General features: G+C 71.6%; 13 protein-coding genes. 7 read left to right on the forward strand and 6 right to left on the reverse strand.

Annotated features, from left to right (window positions below; all coding sequences use genetic code 11):
* Positions 1-42 precede the first annotated feature (42 nt).
* On the forward strand, positions 43-750 hold the full coding sequence (locus AB0950_RS16320; protein WP_360153015.1) for a hypothetical protein: 708 nt from the start codon (positions 43-45) through the stop codon (positions 748-750).
* Between the two features lie 32 nt (positions 751-782).
* Here AB0950_RS16320 and aspS read toward each other — a convergent pair whose 3' ends face one another.
* Complete coding sequence (aspS, locus tag AB0950_RS16325) at positions 783-2,546, reverse strand: aspartate--tRNA ligase (protein WP_360153018.1); 1,764 nt, start codon at positions 2,544-2,546, stop codon at positions 783-785.
* Between the two features lie 199 nt (positions 2,547-2,745).
* On the opposite strand from aspS, the gene AB0950_RS16330 reads away from it, so the two are divergent.
* Positions 2,746-4,902 (forward strand): SpoIIE family protein phosphatase, encoded by a 2,157-nt coding sequence (locus tag AB0950_RS16330; protein WP_360153021.1) that lies wholly within the window; start codon positions 2,746-2,748, stop codon positions 4,900-4,902.
* Here AB0950_RS16330 and AB0950_RS16335 read toward each other — a convergent pair.
* From AB0950_RS16335 to AB0950_RS16345, 3 genes are all read right to left on the reverse strand, one after another.
* Positions 4,839-5,918: an AI-2E family transporter gene (locus AB0950_RS16335; protein WP_360571700.1), complete on the reverse strand. Its 1,080-nt coding sequence runs from the start codon at positions 5,916-5,918 to the stop codon at positions 4,839-4,841. The two genes, AB0950_RS16330 and AB0950_RS16335, sit on opposite strands and share 64 nt — an antisense overlap.
* Before the next feature lie 108 nt (positions 5,919-6,026).
* Positions 6,027-7,004: a pirin family protein gene (locus AB0950_RS16340; protein WP_360153027.1), complete on the reverse strand. Its 978-nt coding sequence runs from the start codon at positions 7,002-7,004 to the stop codon at positions 6,027-6,029.
* Between the two features lie 107 nt (positions 7,005-7,111).
* Positions 7,112-7,579, reverse strand: a complete 468-nt coding sequence (locus tag AB0950_RS16345; RefSeq protein WP_360153030.1) for an SseB family protein — start codon at positions 7,577-7,579, stop codon at positions 7,112-7,114.
* A gap of 319 nt (positions 7,580-7,898) precedes the next feature.
* Between AB0950_RS16345 and AB0950_RS16350 the strand changes: the two genes are divergently transcribed.
* The 3 genes from AB0950_RS16350 to AB0950_RS16360 all read left to right on the forward strand — a co-directional run bounded on the left by AB0950_RS16350 (position 7,899) and on the right by AB0950_RS16360 (position 11,440).
* Positions 7,899-9,725, forward strand: coding sequence for an acyl-CoA dehydrogenase (locus AB0950_RS16350; RefSeq protein ID WP_360153033.1), 1,827 nt, complete (start codon positions 7,899-7,901; stop codon positions 9,723-9,725).
* 73 nt (positions 9,726-9,798) lie between these two features.
* Positions 9,799-11,097, forward strand: coding sequence for a M18 family aminopeptidase (locus AB0950_RS16355; RefSeq protein WP_360153036.1), 1,299 nt, complete (start codon positions 9,799-9,801; stop codon positions 11,095-11,097).
* Between the two features lie 88 nt (positions 11,098-11,185).
* On the forward strand, positions 11,186-11,440 hold the full coding sequence (locus AB0950_RS16360) for a hypothetical protein (protein ID WP_360153039.1): 255 nt from the start codon (positions 11,186-11,188) through the stop codon (positions 11,438-11,440).
* Positions 11,441-11,471: 31 nt separating this feature from the next.
* On the opposite strand, the gene AB0950_RS16365 is transcribed toward AB0950_RS16360, so the two are convergent.
* Positions 11,472-13,292, reverse strand: coding sequence for an NHL domain-containing thioredoxin family protein (locus tag AB0950_RS16365; RefSeq protein ID WP_366778759.1), 1,821 nt, complete (start codon positions 13,290-13,292; stop codon positions 11,472-11,474).
* Positions 13,293-13,411: 119 nt separating this feature from the next.
* On the reverse strand, positions 13,412-13,807 hold the full coding sequence (locus AB0950_RS16370) for a cupin domain-containing protein (protein WP_360153045.1): 396 nt from the start codon (positions 13,805-13,807) through the stop codon (positions 13,412-13,414).
* A gap of 52 nt (positions 13,808-13,859) precedes the next feature.
* Between AB0950_RS16370 and AB0950_RS16375 the strand changes: the two genes are divergently transcribed.
* Positions 13,860-14,861: a helix-turn-helix domain-containing protein gene (locus AB0950_RS16375; RefSeq protein ID WP_360153048.1), complete on the forward strand. Its 1,002-nt coding sequence runs from the start codon at positions 13,860-13,862 to the stop codon at positions 14,859-14,861.
* Between the two features lie 31 nt (positions 14,862-14,892).
* Positions 14,893-15,387, forward strand: a complete 495-nt coding sequence (locus tag AB0950_RS16380; RefSeq protein WP_360153051.1) for an LURP-one-related family protein — start codon at positions 14,893-14,895, stop codon at positions 15,385-15,387.
* Positions 15,388-15,790 lie beyond the last annotated feature (403 nt).

Genomic DNA, 15,790 nt, shown 5'->3' on the forward strand with positions numbered 1-15,790 from the left:
AGGCTCCCCTCGAGCCTCGCGACAGGAACCCGGAAAAAAACCTTGAACGTCCCCGAATCCCACCACCGGCTCCTCGCCGACGTCGTCAGCGCGGGCGGCGCCTACGGGCTGGTGCTCGCCGGCGGATACGCGGTGCAGGCGCACGGTCTGGTGGTGCGCCCGCATGCGAATCTGGACTTCGCCACGGAGAGTTCCGAGGCGATGGACCGGATCGCCGCCGCCGTCGGCGCCACCCTGGAGGCCCGCGGCCGGCAGGTCCGGGTGGGGACGGGCACCGCGCTCACCGCGCAGCTGACGGTCGTCGATCCGCCGGCGGGCGAGCCCTGTGCCGTCGCGCTGCACAAGGAGGTGTTCTGGCAGGCCCCGCAGCTCACCGGGTACGGGCCGGCGCTGTCGCTGGAGGACGCCGTCGGCACGAAGATCCGGGCGCTGTACGACCGGGGAGCGGCCGTCGACCTGATCGACGCGCGGGCCGCCGCGGCCCGCTTCTCCCTGCCCGATCTGGAGGCGCTGGGCCGCCGGCACGCCCATGACCCGTTCGACCTGCCCACGCTGCAGTCCCGGCTGACGGGCACGGACTTCTACTCCGACGGGGACTTTCTGCGGTACGGCCTTGCGGAGGCCGAGGTCGCCGCCCTGCGCGCCTGGGCCCAGGAGTGGTCCGACGACATCGCCGAGCGGCTGCTCGAAGACGGCGCGTCCCCCGACATCGAGCCGGACGCGGAGTCCGGGCCCGACGCGGGGGACTGAAGAGACGCGGAGGACCGAAGAGCGGCGCCGTCCTACTTCGGCTGCGGCTTCCTGATGGTCAGGTGCAGCTCGCGCAGGCGGGTCTCGTCCAGCTCGGTCGGGGCGCCCATCATCAGGTCCTGGGCGTTGCCGTTGAGCGGGAAGGCGATCGTCTCGCGGATGTTCGGCTCGTCCGCGAGGAGCATGACGATGCGGTCGACGCCGGGGGCGATGCCGCCGTGCGGCGGGGCGCCGAAGCGGAACGCGCGGAGCATGCCCGCGAACTTCTCCTCGACGGTCTCACGGTCGTAGCCCGCGATCTCGAAGGCCTTGAGCATGATCTCCGGCTCGTGGTTCCGGATCGCGCCGGAGGACAGCTCGACGCCGTTGCAGACGATGTCGTACTGCCAGCCCAGGATGTCCAGCGGGTCCTGGGTCTCAAGGGCCTCCAGGCCGCCCTGCGGCATGGAGAAGGGGTTGTGCGAGAAGTCGATCGCGCCGGTCTCCTCGTCCTTCTCGTACATCGGGAAGTCGACGATCCAGCAGAAGCGGAAGACGCCCTCCTCGAAGTGGCCGGCGCGCTTGGCCGCCTCGACCCGGACCGCTCCCATGATCTTGGAGACCTCGTCGAACTCGCCCGCGCCGAAGAAGACCGCGTGGCCGGGGGCCAGCGAGAGCCGCTTGGTCAGCTCGGCGACGTTCTCCTCGGTGAGGAACTTGGCGATCGGGCCGGACAGGGAGCCGTCCTCGCCCACGCGGACCCAGGCCAGGCCCTTCGCGCCGAGCGATACGGCGAACTCGCCGAGCTGGTCGAAGAACTTGCGCGGCTGGTCCTGGACCGCCGGCACCGGCAGCGCGCGCACGTGCTTGCCGGCGAACGCCTTGAACTCCGAGCCCTCGAAGACGTCGGTGATGTCGACCAGTTCCAGCTTGGCGCGCAGGTCCGGCTTGTCGGAGCCGTACTTCGCCATCGCCTCGCGGAACGGGATCCGCGGGAAGGGGGAGGTGACGTGGCGGCCGCCGCCGAACTCCTCGAACAGCTCGGTCATCAGCTTCTCGACCGGCTGGAAGATGTCCTCCTGCTCGACGAAGCTCATCTCGATGTCGAGCTGGTAGAACTCGCCGGGCGAGCGGTCGGCGCGGGCGTCCTCGTCGCGGAAGCAGGGCGCGATCTGGAAGTAGCGGTCGAAGCCGGAGATCATCAGCAGCTGCTTGAACTGCTGCGGGGCCTGCGGCAGCGCGTAGAACTTGCCCGGGTGCACACGGGAGGGGACCACGTAGTCGCGGGCGCCCTCGGGGGAGGTGGCGGACAGGATCGGCGTCGCCATCTCGTTGAAGCCCATCGCCGACATCTTCTGCCGCATGGCCGAGATGACCGCCGTACGCAGCATGATGTTGCGGTGCATGCGCTCGCGGCGCAGGTCCAGGAAGCGGTACTCCAGGCGCCGCTCCTCGTTGACCCCGTCCTCGGTGTTGATCGTGAAGGGCAGCGGGGCCGCCGCGCCCAGTACCTCGACGTCGCCGACCTCGATCTCGATCTCGCCGGTGGGCAGGTCGGGGTTCACGTTCTCGGTTCCACGTGAAACAACGCGGCCGTCCACGCGGACCACGGTCTCCTTGGACAGCTTGTCCAGGGCCTCGTACGCCTCGGTGCCGGGGCGGGCGACCAGCTGCGTGATGCCGTAGTGGTCGCGCAGATCGATGAAGAGGATGCCGCCCAGGTCGCGCCGATTGTGCAGCCAGCCACTCAGCCGGACGTCGGTGCCGACGTCAGAAGCGCGGAGCTGGCCGCAGGTGTGGGACCTGTACCGATGCATCGTCGTTCATCCAGTCTTTGCGGATCGGGTGTCGCCAGGCGGGTACGGCCTAGGCCACCCCAAGGGTACCGGGCACCCCCACCTCGGCTCCCCACCCTTTTCCCGTGCCGCACGCTGGAGGATCCTCCGAGCGACCGGGGACCGGCTCCTCCTCTTCCTACGGTGGCACCCATCCGTCATATCTTCTTAAAGTGGGCGAATGCGTACAGGCCAGCCCCTCCCGTCCGTCGGGGACGTCCTCGCCGCCCTCGCGACCGGGCTGTGGCACTGGGACACGGCCGCCGGAGAAGTCACGGTCGACGCGGAGGCGGCGCGGCTGCTCGGCCTGCCCGCGCAGCCGGCCACCCTGACGGAGGCCCAGACCCGGGCCCGGCTGCACCCGGTCGACTGGAACGAGATCACCGGGGTGATCCCGCTGGCCGTCGCCGAGGGCACCCTCGCCGAGGTGCGCATACGGATCATGGACGAGCAGGGCAACGTCCTGCGGGTCGTCCGCAGCCGGTCGAAGCCGTCGTACGACCCCGTGCGGCAGACCTACGAGCTGATCGGCACCCTCCAGGAGGTCACCGAGCCGACCCCCGGCACCTCCGCCGCCCGCAGCGCGGTCACCGGCGACTGGCGGCGCTCGCGGGAGGCGTTCCTGCTGGACGCGGGCCGGGCGCTGGCCGAGGCACGGTCCACCGCCGAGGTGCTGCGGGTGGCCGGCGGCCTGTCGATGCCGGGGTTCTCGCCGGACGGGCTCGTGGTGTTCGGGGTGCAGGGCGACCGGCTGACGATCACGGGCCAGCACGGGCACCAGCCCGGCGACATGGGCCCCTTCTCCCACATGCCGGTGACCACCGGCTATCCGGCCGCCGAGGTGGTCCGCACGGGCCGCGCGGTGTATCTGTCCTCCCCCCAGGAGTACAAGGAGCGCTATCCGGCGACCTGGCCGCTCGCCCGCCACTTCGGCCGGCAGTCCTGGGCCTTCCTGCCGCTGACCGTGGCCGGACGCACCATGGGCGCCTGGATGGCGGCCTTCGCCTATCCCGTGGCGTTCACCCCCGACGAGCGCGCCGTGCTGACGACCGTGGCCCGGATGCTCGCGCAGGCGCTGTCCCGGGCCGGGGCCGCCGAGGAGGAGCGGGAGCTGACCGAGGGCCTGCAGCGCTCCATGCTGCCCTCGCTCGGCCCGGAGATCCCCGGACTGCGGGTGGCCGCCCGGTACATCCCCACCGGCGGCGGACTTCAGGTCGGCGGCGACTGGTACGACATGATCCCGCTGCCCTCCGGCCGCTTCGCGCTGGTCATGGGCGACGTCCAGGGCCATGACGTACGCGCCGCCGGCCTCATGGGCCAGCTGCGCATCGCCCTGCGCGCCTACGCCTCCGAGGGCCACCGCCCGGACGCCGTGCTCTCCCGCGCCTCGAGGTTCCTGCACGGCATCACGCACGACGACGGCGCCGACCACCCGGCCGATCCGCGGTTCGCGACCTGTGTGTACGCGGAGGCCGACCCGGTGACCGGGATGCTGGAAATCGCCCGCGCCGGGCACCCGGACCCGGCGATCCGGATGGCCGACGGCACGGTGATGATGCGGCCCACGGCGGGCGGACTGCCGCTCGGCATCGACCCCGACGCGGACTATCCGACGACCCGGTTCACCCTGGAACCCGGCGAGACGCTGATGCTGTGCACCGACGGCCTGATCGAGACCGGCGGGCACGACCTGGACAGCGGCTGGCGCCGGCTGCGCGGGATCCTGGAGGAGCACCCGGGAGACGACGGGGTGGATCCGGAGTCGCTGGCGGACGCGCTGGTGCAGGGCGTGCACGGGCCGTCCTCGCACCACACCACCGGCCCGCTGGCCGACCGCCGAGAGGACGACATCGCGCTGGTGCTGCTGTGCCGCCCGCTGGAAGGCACCGTGCGGCCCACGGTCCGGCGCACCCTGCTGTCGGTGGCGCAGGACGAGCCGGCCCGGATCGCCGACGCCCGCCGGCATCTGCGCGAGCTGCTGCACGACTGGCTCTCGCCCGAGCAGGTCGACTCGGCGGTGCTGCTGGTCTCCGAGATGGTCACCAACGTCCTCGTGCACACCGACACCGACGCGCTGCTGCTCGCCGAGGTGACCGGCGAGGCCGGGCTGCGGCGGCTCCGGGTGGAGGTCACCGACGCGGGCGACGACCTGCCGCACAAGCGCCGGCCCGGTGAGCTGGCCTCCTCCGGCCGCGGCCTGATGCTGATCGAACTGCTCGCGGACGCCTGGGGGGTGGAGCCGCGCGGCGAGGGCAAGAGCATCTGGTTCGAGCTCTACGAGCCGGGCGGCGTCTCGGTGGACGGACCCGCCGATGCCGCGGAGGAGGGCGCCGCGTAACGCGTCCGCAGCTCCTGTACGACCCCGAAGGCGGCGGCGGTCAGCGGTACGGCGAGCAGCATGCCGAGGATGCCCGCGACGGACGCCCCGGCGGTGATGGCGACCATCACCACGGCCGGGTGCATCTGCACCGTCCGGCTCTGGATGACGGGCTGCAGCACATGCCCCTCCAGCACCTGCACGGCGAGGACGACGCCGAGCGTCCACAGCGCGATGACGAAGCCCCGGTCGGCGAGCGCCACCAGGACGGCCACCGTGCCGGAGACGAAGGCGCCGAGGTAGGGGATGTAGGCGCCGACGAAGACGAGCGCGCCGAGCCCGACCGCGCCGGGCACCCGGAGGATCAGCAGACCGACGGTGATGCACAGGGCGTCGATGAGGGCGATCACGGTCGTCCCGCGCATGAACCCCTCGACCGCCTCGAAGGCGCGCCGGGCGACGGCCTCCAGCATGTCCCCGGAGCCGCGGGGCGCGACGGCGCGCAGGGTCTGCACGGCCCGGTGGGAGTCGCGCAGGAAGAAGAAGACGAGCAGCAGGGCGAGCACGGCCATCGCGAGGGACTCGCCGACCACGCTGACCCCGCTGATCACGTTGGAGGCGGCCGTGCTCCCGAACCTGCCCAGCAGCTTGCGGGAGTTGACGGCGAGGTCGTCCAGGCCGGTGCCGGCGGCCCCGAAGTGCGCGGCGACGCTCTTGGCGGCGTGCCGCAGCGAGGCGATGATCTCGTCGCCGGTGTCGATGAGCGCGGCGACGACGATGTACACGGCGCCGCCGACGACGGCCACGACGGCGACACAGGTGAGCCCGGCCGCCACGGAGGCCTGCACCCCGGCCCGCACGAGCCGCCGGTGCAGCGGGCCGAGCAGCGCGGTGCCGAGCAGCGCGAGCAGCACTGGCGTGACGGCCGTACGAAGCTCCCCGCACAGCCGCACCCCGACCCATCCCACCCCGGCGACCAGCAGCAGTACGGCGCACCAGGCGGCGAGGCGGCGGACGGGGTCGGGCAGCAGCTGCACGCGTCCAGCGGATCACGCCCCGGCGACGGGTGTCCTGCGCACGGCGCCGGGCGGGTGAGGCGGTACCGGCGCCGGCGCCCGCCCGGGGCCGGCGCCGGTACCGGTGCGTCAGGCCTGGGGGCCGGTCTCCGTCATGCCGTGCACCGCCGGGATCGAGCCCAGCCGGCCCTTCTGGTAGTCCTCGAAGGCCTGCATCAGCTCGTCCTTGGTGTTCATGACGAACGGGCCGTAGTGGGCCATGGGCTCACGGATCGGCCGTCCGCCCAGCAGCACGACCTCCAGGTCCGGGGTGTGGGAGTCCTGCTTCTCGTCCGCGCGGACGGTCAGCGAGCCCCCGGCGCCGAACACGGCGGTCTGGCCGAGGTGGATCGGCCGGCGCTCCGTGCCGACGCTGCCGCGGCCCGCGAGGATGTAGGCCAGGCCGTTGAAGTCCTCCCGCCAGGGCAGGGTCAGCTCGGCGCCCGGGGCGAGGGTCGCGTGGATCATCGTGATCGGGGTGTGGGTGACGCCGGGGCCCTGGTGGCCGTCCAGCTCGCCCGCGATGACCCGCAGCAGCGCGCCGCCGTCGGGGGAGGTGAGCAGCTGGACCTGGCGGCCGCGGATGTCCTGGTACCGCGGCGCCATCATCTTGTCCTTGGCCGGGAGGTTCACCCACAGCTGGAGGCCGTGGAAGAGGCCGCCGGACACCACGAGCGCCTCCGGCGGGGCCTCGATGTGCAGCAGGCCGGAGCCGGCGGTCATCCACTGGGTGTCGCCGTTGGTGATGGTGCCGCCACCGCCGTGGGAGTCCTGGTGGTCGAAGATCCCGTCGATGATGTAGGTCACGGTCTCGAAGCCGCGGTGCGGGTGCCAGGGGGTGCCCTTGGGCTCGCCCGGCGCGTACTCCACCTCGCCCATCTGGTCCATCATGATGAACGGGTCGAGGTGGCGGTAGTTGATCCCCGCGAACGCCCGGCGCACCGGGAAGCCCTCGCCCTCGAATCCGCTCGGAGCGGTGGTGACCGCCAGCACCGGACGCGCCACGGCGTCGGCGGGAGCGGTCACGCGGGGCAGCGTCAACGGGTTCTCGACGGTCACTGCAGGCATGGTCGGTACCTCCTTGTGGACCCAGGTTAGTTGAGCATTGAACTTTCTGCCACCCCTAACAGAACGAGCCCGGAGGGCATTCCCTCCGGGCTCGCAGGCGGCGACGGTCAGCCGTACATCCGGCGCATCGCGAAGTCGACCATCTGCTCGACGGCCTTCGCGTCGAAGACCATCCGGTGCTCGCCCTCCATGTCCAGGACGAAGCCGTATCCGGTGGGCAGCAGGTCGATCACCTCGGCGCCGGTGATGACGAAGTACTTGGACTCCTTGCCCGCGTACCGACGCAGCTCCTTGAGCGAGGTGAACATCGGGATCACCGGCTGCTGGGTGTTGTGCAGGGCCAGGAAGCCGGGGGTGTCGCCGCGCGGGCAGTACACCTTCGACGTGGCGAAGATCTGCTGGAAGTCCTCGGCGGACATCTGCCCGGTCGTGAAGGCGCGCACCGCGTCGGCGAGCGAGGGCGGGGACGGCTCCGGGTAGAGCGGCGGCTGCTGGCCGTACCCGCCGACACCGCCCGGCTGCTGCGGCGGGGCGTACTGCTGCTGGGCGCCAGCATTCTGGTCGTAGCCGTACATGGCGCAAGAGTACCGAGGGCGGGCGGCGCGGTGGGGCGCCGGAGGATTTCCTCCGCCCGGGCGCGCGGGCGGTGCGCATACCGGGCGGTCACCCGTCTTCTGCCGGCCCCACGGAGCGGTCGGCGGCTACGCTCACGCCCTGCTCACGGGCGGGCACACCGCCCGGTTCCCGGACACGCGGGAGTAGACCCTTCTCACACTTGCGCGGGCGGGGCTTGCTTCTTATTACCGACGGGTAGCATCATCGTGGCTACTTGTTGGTACGTGAACTAGGTGCGAGGAGTCAGTGCCTCGCCGATCCCTCTACGGAGCCGTGACCATGGGGCACTACAAGGCGAATCTCCGCGACATCGAGTTCAACCTCTTCGAAGTACTCGGGCGCGACAAGGTGTACGGCACCGGCCCGTTCGAGGAGATGGACGTCGACACCGCGAAGAGCATCCTGGAGGAGATGACCCGCCTCTCGGAGAACGAGCTGGCCGAGTCCTTCGCCGACGCCGACCGCAACCCGCCCGTCTTCGACCCGGAGACCAACACCGCGCCGGTCCCGGCGTCCTTCAAGAAGAGCTACCAGGCCTTCATGGACTCCGAGTACTGGCGGCTCGGCCTGCCCGAGGAGATCGGCGGCACCACCTCGCCGCGCTCCCTGATCTGGGCCTACGCGGAGCTGATCCTGGGCGCCAACCCGGCCGTGTGGATGTACTCCTCCGGCCCGGCGTTCGCCGGCATCCTCTTCGAGGAGGGCAACGAGGTCCAGAAGCACATAGCGAAGATCGCCGTGGAGAAGCAGTGGGGCTCCACGATGGTGCTCACCGAGCCCGACGCGGGCTCCGACGTGGGCGCCGGCCGCACCAAGGCGATCCAGCAGGAGGACGGCTCCTGGCACATCGAGGGCGTGAAGCGCTTCATCACCTCCGGTGAGCACGACATGTCGGAGAACATCCTCCACTACGTGCTCGCGCGTCCCGAGGGCGCCGGCCCCGGCACCAAGGGCCTGTCCTTGTTCCTCGTGCCGAAGTACCTGTTCGACTTCGAGACCGGCGAACTGGGCGAGCGCAACGGCGTCTACGCCACCAACGTCGAGCACAAGATGGGCCTGAAGGCCTCCAACACCTGCGAGATGACCTTCGGCGACCAGCACCCCGCCAAGGGCTGGCTCATCGGCGACAAGCACGACGGCATCCGCCAGATGTTCCGCATCATCGAGTTCGCCCGCATGATGGTCGGCACGAAGGCGATCTCCACGCTCTCCACCGGCTACCTGAACGCGCTGGAGTACGCCAAGGAGCGCGTCCAGGGCCCGGACCTGGCCAACTTCATGGACAAGAGCGCGCCCAAGGTCACCATCACCCACCACCCGGACGTGCGCCGCTCGCTGATGACGCAGAAGGCGTACGCCGAGGGCATGCGCGCCCTGGTGATGTACACCGCCTCGATCCAGGACGCGATCCAGATCAAGGAGGCCGCCGGCGAGGACGCCTCCGCCGAACACGCCCTGAACGACCTGCTGCTGCCCATCGTCAAGGGCTACGGCTCCGAGAAGGGCTACGAGCAGCTCGCCCAGTCGCTGCAGACCTTCGGCGGATCCGGCTTCCTGCAGGAGTACCCGGTCGAGCAGTACATCCGGGACTCCAAGATCGACACCCTGTACGAGGGCACCACGGCCATCCAGGGCCAGGACTTCTTCTTCCGGAAGATCGTCCGCAACCAGGGAGCCGCGCTGAACTCCCTCGCCGAGGACATCAAGAAGTTCCTGGCGCTCGGCACCGGCGGCGAGGAACTGGCGGGCGCCCGCGAGCACCTGGCCAAGGCCGCCGTGGAGCTGGAGGCGATCGTCGGCCTGATGCTGACCGACCTCGCCGCCACCGAGCAGGACACCAAGAACATCTACAAGGTGGGCCTGAACACCACCCGTCTGCTGATGGCCTCCGGCGACGTCGTCGTCGGCTACCTGCTGCTCAAGGGCGCCGCGATCGCCGCCGAGAAGCTGCCCACGGCCTCCGCCAAGGACAAGGCGTTCTACACCGGCAAGATCGCCGCGGCGAAGTTCTTCGCGGCGAACGTCCTGCCGGGCGTCACCCTCGCCCGCAAGGTCGCCTCCGGTGTGGACCTGGACCTGATGGAGCTGGACGAGGCCGCGTTCTGAGGCTCTGTAGATACCCTGTGCGGGCCCGCTCCCTTTCCGGGAGCGGGCCCGTGCACGTCGTTAAGGTGAATCCATGAGCGCACCCGTCCGCTTCGACCGCGGCCACACCGACGACCTGATGTCCTTTCTCGCGGCCGGCCCGACGCCGTACCACGCCGTGGCGGCCGCCGCCGAACGGCTGGAGAAGGCCGGCTTCCGGCAGGTGGCCGAGACGGACGCCTGGGACGGCACCAAGGGCGGCAAGTACGTGCTGCGCGGCGGCGCGATCATCGCCTGGTACGTCCCCGAAGGCGCCGAGGCGCACACGCCGTTCCACATCGTCGGCGCCCACACCGACTCCCCGAACCTGAGGATCAAGCCGCGCCCGGACAGCGGGGCGCACGGCTGGCGCCAGGTCGCCGTCGAGATCTACGGCGGCCCGCTGATGAACTCCTGGCTGGACCGCGACCTGGGGCTGGCCGGCCGGCTGAGCCTGCGCGACGGCTCCACGGTCCTGGTGAACGTGGACCGGCCGCTGCTGCGGGTCCCCCAACTCGCCATCCACCTGGACCGTTCGGTCAGCAGCGAGGGGCTCAAGCTCGACAAGCAGCGGCATCTGCAGCCGGTCTGGGGCCTGGGCGACGACGTCAGCGACGGCGACCTGATCGCCTTCCTGGAGCAGGAGGCGGGCCTCGCGGCCGGCTCGGTCACCGGCTGGGACCTGATGACGCACCCCGTGGAGGCCCCCGCCTACCTCGGCCGGGACCGGGAACTGGTCGCCGGTCCGCGCATGGACAACCTGCTGTCCGTGCACGCGGGCACGGCCGCGCTGGCCGCCGTCGCCACCTCCGGCGCCCGGCTCACCCGCATCCCCGTCCTGGCCGCCTTCGACCACGAGGAGAACGGCTCCCAGTCCGACACCGGCGCCGACGGCCCGCTGCTCGGCACGGTGCTGGAGCGTTCGGTCTTCGCGCGCGGCGGCTCCTTCGAGGACCGGGCCCGCGCCTTCGCCGGCACGGTCTGCCTGTCCTCCGACACGGGCCACGCCGTCCACCCCAACTACGCGGAGCGGCACGACCCGACGCACCACCCGCGGGTCAACGGCGGCCCGATCCTCAAGGTCAACGTCAACAACCGCTACGCCACGGACGGTTCGGGCCGCGCGGTGTTCGCCGCCGCCTGCGAGAAGGCGGGCGTGCCGTTCCAGTCCTTCGTCTCCAACAACTCCATGCCGTGCGGCACCACGATCGGCCCCATCACCGCGGCGCGGCACGGCATCAGGACCGTGGACATCGGCGTGGCCATCCTGTCGATGCACAGCGTGCGCGAACTGTGCGGCGCCGACGACCCGTTCCTGCTGGCCAACGCCCTGACGGCCTTTCTGGAGGGCTGATCCGGCAGGCGCCGACGGCTAGTCGGGGCCTCGCCGGGTACCCGGACGGCACCGGAGATTCCGGAACCGAAAGGGGAGGCGACTTCTCATGGGGCTCGGAGGATGCATCATCCTCATCGCCGTGGGGGCCATCCTCACGTTCGCGACGGACTGGCACATGCACGGCGTCAACGTGACCGTCGTCGGCGTGATCCTGATGGCCGTGGGCCTGATCGGCGTGGCGACCTTCAGCGGCATCGCCCGGCGCCGGCGGGTCGTGATGCCGCCGACGCCGGTGGTGGAGGAGGAACCGCACCACCATCACCACCACGTCGACGGCTACAGCGACGGCTACGGCGTCTGAGGAGGCTCCTTGATCCGGTGAACCTGCCTGCCTACCGCTCGTCCATCCCGGCCAGGACGAGGGGCAGTCGGTCCGCGCCGCCCGCGGTGAGACGGACCGGGACGCCCCAGTCCTGCTGGTGGACGTGGCAGGCGGGGTACTCGTTGGCCGGGTCGTCGTCGCAGCTCGCCGCCATCGCCGAGACGTGCAGCACACCCTCGGTGACCTCCGGGTCCAGCTCCAGGTCGCGGGAGAGGTCCGTGTCCGCGCCGTCGCCCTTGAGCAGCAGCTCGGGCGGGGTGGAGGAGACCAGGAGGCGGGTGGAGGGGCCGTACCGGGTGTCCAGCTTCTGGCCGGGCGGGGCCTGGAAGACGACGTCCAGCCGGAGTCTGCCGGGCGCGACCTCGGTCGCCGCCCGCTGGGTGCGGTGGGCGACCGCCTCCACCCGCACCGCCTCCTCCGGCAGCCGCAGCCGGGTCAGCCGGTGCCGGGCCGACTCCACCACCACGATGTCCTCGCCGACGAGCACGGCGTCGCTGGGCTCGCGCAGATCCGTGGCCAGGGTCGTGACCTCACCGGTCGCCGGGTCGTAGCGGCGCAGGGCGTGGTTGTAGGTGTCGGCGACCGCCACCGAGCCGTCGGGGAGGACCGCCACCCCCAGCGGATGCTGGAACAGGGCCTGCTCGGCGGCGCCGTCCCGGTGCCCGAAGTCGAACAGGCCGGTGCCGACCGCGGTGTGGACGTGTCCGTCCAGGTCCGCCCAGCGCAGGGCGCTCGTCTCGGAGTCGGCCAGCCACAGCCGCTCGGCGGTGGCCGCGAGACCGGAGGGCTGGGCGAACCAGGCCTCGGCGCCGGGACCGTCCACCAGACCCTCGTTGGTGGTGCCGGCCGCCACGCCGACCGTGCCCGCCCCGGGGTCGTACGTCCACAGCTGGTGCACGCCCGCCATCGCGATCCACACCTTGCCGCCGAACAACGCCACGTCCCACGGCGAGGAGAGGTCGACCTCGCGGGCCGGCCCGGAGCCGGCGGACCCCTGCCACCACTGCCGCCCGGTGCCGGCCAGGGTGGTCACCTCGCCGGAGACCGGGTCGAGGCGGCGCAGGGCGTGGTTGACGGTGTCGGCCACCACCACCGCGCCGTCCTCCAGCAGGGCGAGCCCCTGCGGCTCGTTGAAGGACGCGTTCTCCGGGCCGCCGTCGGCGAACCCGCGCGCACCGGAGCCGATGCGCCGTACGACGGTCTCACCGTCCTCCGCCAGCTCCACCAGCTGGTGTCGCGTGGTGTCGCTGACCAGCAGGTTCCCCGACGGCAGCAGCAGCGCCTTGCCCGGGAAGCGCAGGGTGGTCGGCTGCGGCTCCGGCGGCACGTACGGCCCGTCCCCGCGCCGCAGCGTGCCCTTCGCCTCGTGCTCCGCCTCCAGCTCCTCGACCAGCCGCTCGATGGCGTGCGCGTGCCCCTCGCCCGCGTGATGCGCGACCACGTAGCCCTCCGGGTCGATCACCACCAGGGTCGGCCAGGCACGCACCGCGTACTGCTTCCAGGTGGCGAGCTCCGGGTCGTCCAGCACCGGGTGCTCGACGCCGTAGCGCTCCACCGCGTCCACGACCGCCTGGTGCTCGGCCTCGTGCACGAACTTCGGCGAGTGCACCCCGATGATCACCACCGTGTCCCGGTGCTTCTCCTCCAGCTCCCGCAGCTCGTCCAGGACGTGCAGGCAGTTGATGCAGCAGAAGGTCCAGAAGTCCAGCACGACGATGCGTCCCCGCAGGTCGGCCAGGGAGAGATCGCTGCCACCGGTGTTCAGCCAGCCACCCTTGCCGGTCAGCTGGGGGGCGCGGACGCGGGCGCGGCGGGGTGTGGAGTCGGTCATGGCTCCAAGGGTGCCATCCGGCTCCGACTGCCGTTCGAGTGCCTGTGGACAACCGGCCGGGCCCGCTCGAGTGCCTACTCGGGTGCCTGTGGAAAACGCGCGCTTCCGCAGGCGGCCGGTCAGGTCAGGGCGTGGCCGGTGGTGACGTCCACGTGGGCGGGTACCTCCTCGTGGCGGTCGCCGACCGTGAGGGTGCCGGCGGGCTCGAAGAGGAGGACTTCGGCGCGCCGGGGAGCGGACGGCTTGTGGTAGGTGCCGCGCGGGACGGTGAACACCGAGCCCCTGGTCAGGACGACCGTGCGCTCCCCGGCCGGCTCGCGCAGGCCCAGGTGCACCTCGCCGTCGAGGACCAGGAAGAACTCGTCGGTGTCCTCGTGCACGTGCCAGACGTGCTCGCCCTCGAACTTGGCGATCCGGACGTCGTAGTCGTTGACGGCGGCGACGATGCGCGGACTCCAGCACTCGTCGAAGGAGGCGAGCGCCTTGTCCAGCGAGATGGGTTCCTTGGGTTCCATGGGCTCATCGTGCGGGGTTCCCCTGCCGCCGTACGAGTGCTAGGAATCGCACATGCCGCAAGGATCCTCTCAGCGAGCGCGCCGGGCCGAGCCTCCGCACCGGGTCGTCGTGATCGTGGACGCCGGCACCAACCCCTTCGAGGTCGGCGTCGCCACCGAGCTGTTCGGGCTGCCCCGGCCCGAACTGGGCCGTCCCGGGCCGCTGTACGCCGTCACGCTGTGCACGCCCGACCCGCGGACCCGGATGAACCACGGCTTCTTCACCCTGACCGGCGTATCCGGCCTGGAGGCGGTGGACGACGCCGACACCCTGGTCGTACCGGGACGCCCCGACAACGTCGTGCCGCGCGGCGCCGACGTCCTGGACGCCATCCGGCGCACGCACGCGCGCGGGGCGCGCATCGTCAGCTTCTGCACGGGCAGTTTCGCCCTCGCCGAGGCCGGGCTGCTGGACGGGCGCCGGGCCACCACCCACTGGATGTGGGCGGACGCCTTCCAGGACCTGCATCCGAAGGTGCTGCTGGAGCCGGACGTCCTCTTCGTCGACGAGGGCGACATCCTCACCGCCGCGGGCAGCGCGGCCGCCCTCGACCTCGGGCTGCACATCTGGCGCCGCGACCACGGCGCCGAACTCGCCAACGCCGTCTCCCGGCGCCTGGTCTTCGCCGCCCACCGCGACGGCGGCCAGCGGCAGTTCGTGGAACGGCCGGTGCCCGACGTGCCCGACGAGTCGCTCGGCCCGCTGCTGGCCTGGGCACAGGAACGGCTGGGCGAGCCGCTGGCGGTGGCGGACCTCGCCGCCCACGCGGCCGTCAGCCCCGCCACCCTGCACCGCCGCTTCCGCGCCCAGTTGGGGACCACCCCGCTGGCCTGGCTCACCGGGGAACGGGTGGCCCTGGCCTGCCGGCTGATCGAGCGGGGCGAGGAGCGCCTGGACGTCGTCGCGGCCCGCAGCGGCCTGGGTACGGCGGCCAACCTGCGGGCCCGTCTGCGCCGGGAGACGGGGCTCAGCCCGTCGGCGTACCGGAGGCGTTTCGGGCAGACGGCGCCGTGACGATCAACGCGCGGCGGGGAACGGTACGGGCATGAGACTCCTCGTACACGACCGGCTGCTCGGCATCGGCGACGACTACTGGATCGAGGACGAGCACGGCCGCAAGGTCTTCCTCGTCGACGGCAAGGCCATGCGGCTGCGGGACACCTTCCAGCTGAAGGACGCCCACGGGCGCGTGCTCATCGACATCCACCAGAAGATGTTCGCGCTGCGCGACACCATGGTGATCGAGCGGGACGGCGAGGGCCTGGCGACCATCAGGCGCAAACGGCTGTCCCTGCTGCGCCACCACTACCGGGTGTCACTGGTCGACGGCACCGAGCTCGACGTCAGCGGCAAGATCCTCGACCACGAGTTCGCCATCGAGTACGACGGCGAACTCCTCGCCGTGATCTCCCGTCGCTGGCTCACCCTCCGGGACACCTACGGGATCGACATCGTGCGCGAGGACGCCGACCCGGCCCTGCTGATCGCGGTGGCGGTGTGCGTGATCCATCTGGCGCAGAAGGAACGGGAGAACGACTGACGACGGCCGGCCGCCCGCTGGCACCGCGGGGGCTCGGGGGCCACCGGTCGCCCGCCGGCGCCGTGAGGGCTCCGGGGCCACCGGTCGCCCGCTAGCGCCCCGGGTAGCTTCAGGCCAACCGGTCAGCCGCTAGCGCCGCGGGAGCTTCAGGCCCAGCGATCGCCCGCTGGCGCTGCGGGCGCTTCAGGACCAGCGATCGCCCGCTGGCGCCGCGGGCGGTACAGGCCCAGCGATCGCCAACTGGCGCCGCGAGGGCTTCAGGCTCACCAGCCACCCGCTGGCGAGCGGAGGCTCCAGAGCAAGCGGTCGCCCGCTGGCGCCGCGGGCGGTACAGGCCCAGCGATCGCCAACTGGCGCCGCGAGGGCTTCAGGCTCACCAGCCACCCGCTGGCGAGCGGAGGCA

It is taken from the genome of Streptomyces sp. NPDC007189 (assembly GCF_040703635.1).
Classification (GTDB): Bacteria; Actinomycetota; Actinomycetes; order Streptomycetales; family Streptomycetaceae; genus Streptomyces.

What these genes read in the sequence shown, in the direction of transcription:
- AB0950_RS16355 (WP_360153036.1), top strand. Translation starts at nt 9,799, where the DNA reads ATGAGCGCACCCGTCCGCTTCGACCGCGGCCACACCGACGACCTGATG.
- AB0950_RS16375 (WP_360153048.1), top strand. Translation starts at nt 13,860, where the DNA reads ATGCCGCAAGGATCCTCTCAGCGAGCGCGCCGGGCCGAGCCTCCGCAC.
- AB0950_RS16370 (WP_360153045.1), bottom strand. Translation starts at nt 13,807, where the DNA reads ATGGAACCCAAGGAACCCATCTCGCTGGACAAGGCGCTCGCCTCCTTC.
- AB0950_RS16345 (WP_360153030.1), bottom strand. Translation starts at nt 7,579, where the DNA reads ATGTACGGCTACGACCAGAATGCTGGCGCCCAGCAGCAGTACGCCCCG.
- AB0950_RS16365 (WP_366778759.1), bottom strand. Translation starts at nt 13,292, where the DNA reads ATGACCGACTCCACACCCCGCCGCGCCCGCGTCCGCGCCCCCCAGCTG.
- AB0950_RS16340 (WP_360153027.1), bottom strand. Translation starts at nt 7,004, where the DNA reads ATGCCTGCAGTGACCGTCGAGAACCCGTTGACGCTGCCCCGCGTGACC.
- AB0950_RS16360 (WP_360153039.1), top strand. Translation starts at nt 11,186, where the DNA reads ATGGGGCTCGGAGGATGCATCATCCTCATCGCCGTGGGGGCCATCCTC.
- aspS (WP_360153018.1), bottom strand. Translation starts at nt 2,546, where the DNA reads ATGCATCGGTACAGGTCCCACACCTGCGGCCAGCTCCGCGCTTCTGAC.
- AB0950_RS16380 (WP_360153051.1), top strand. Translation starts at nt 14,893, where the DNA reads ATGAGACTCCTCGTACACGACCGGCTGCTCGGCATCGGCGACGACTAC.
- AB0950_RS16350 (WP_360153033.1), top strand. Translation starts at nt 7,899, where the DNA reads ATGGGGCACTACAAGGCGAATCTCCGCGACATCGAGTTCAACCTCTTC.
- AB0950_RS16330 (WP_360153021.1), top strand. Translation starts at nt 2,746, where the DNA reads ATGCGTACAGGCCAGCCCCTCCCGTCCGTCGGGGACGTCCTCGCCGCC.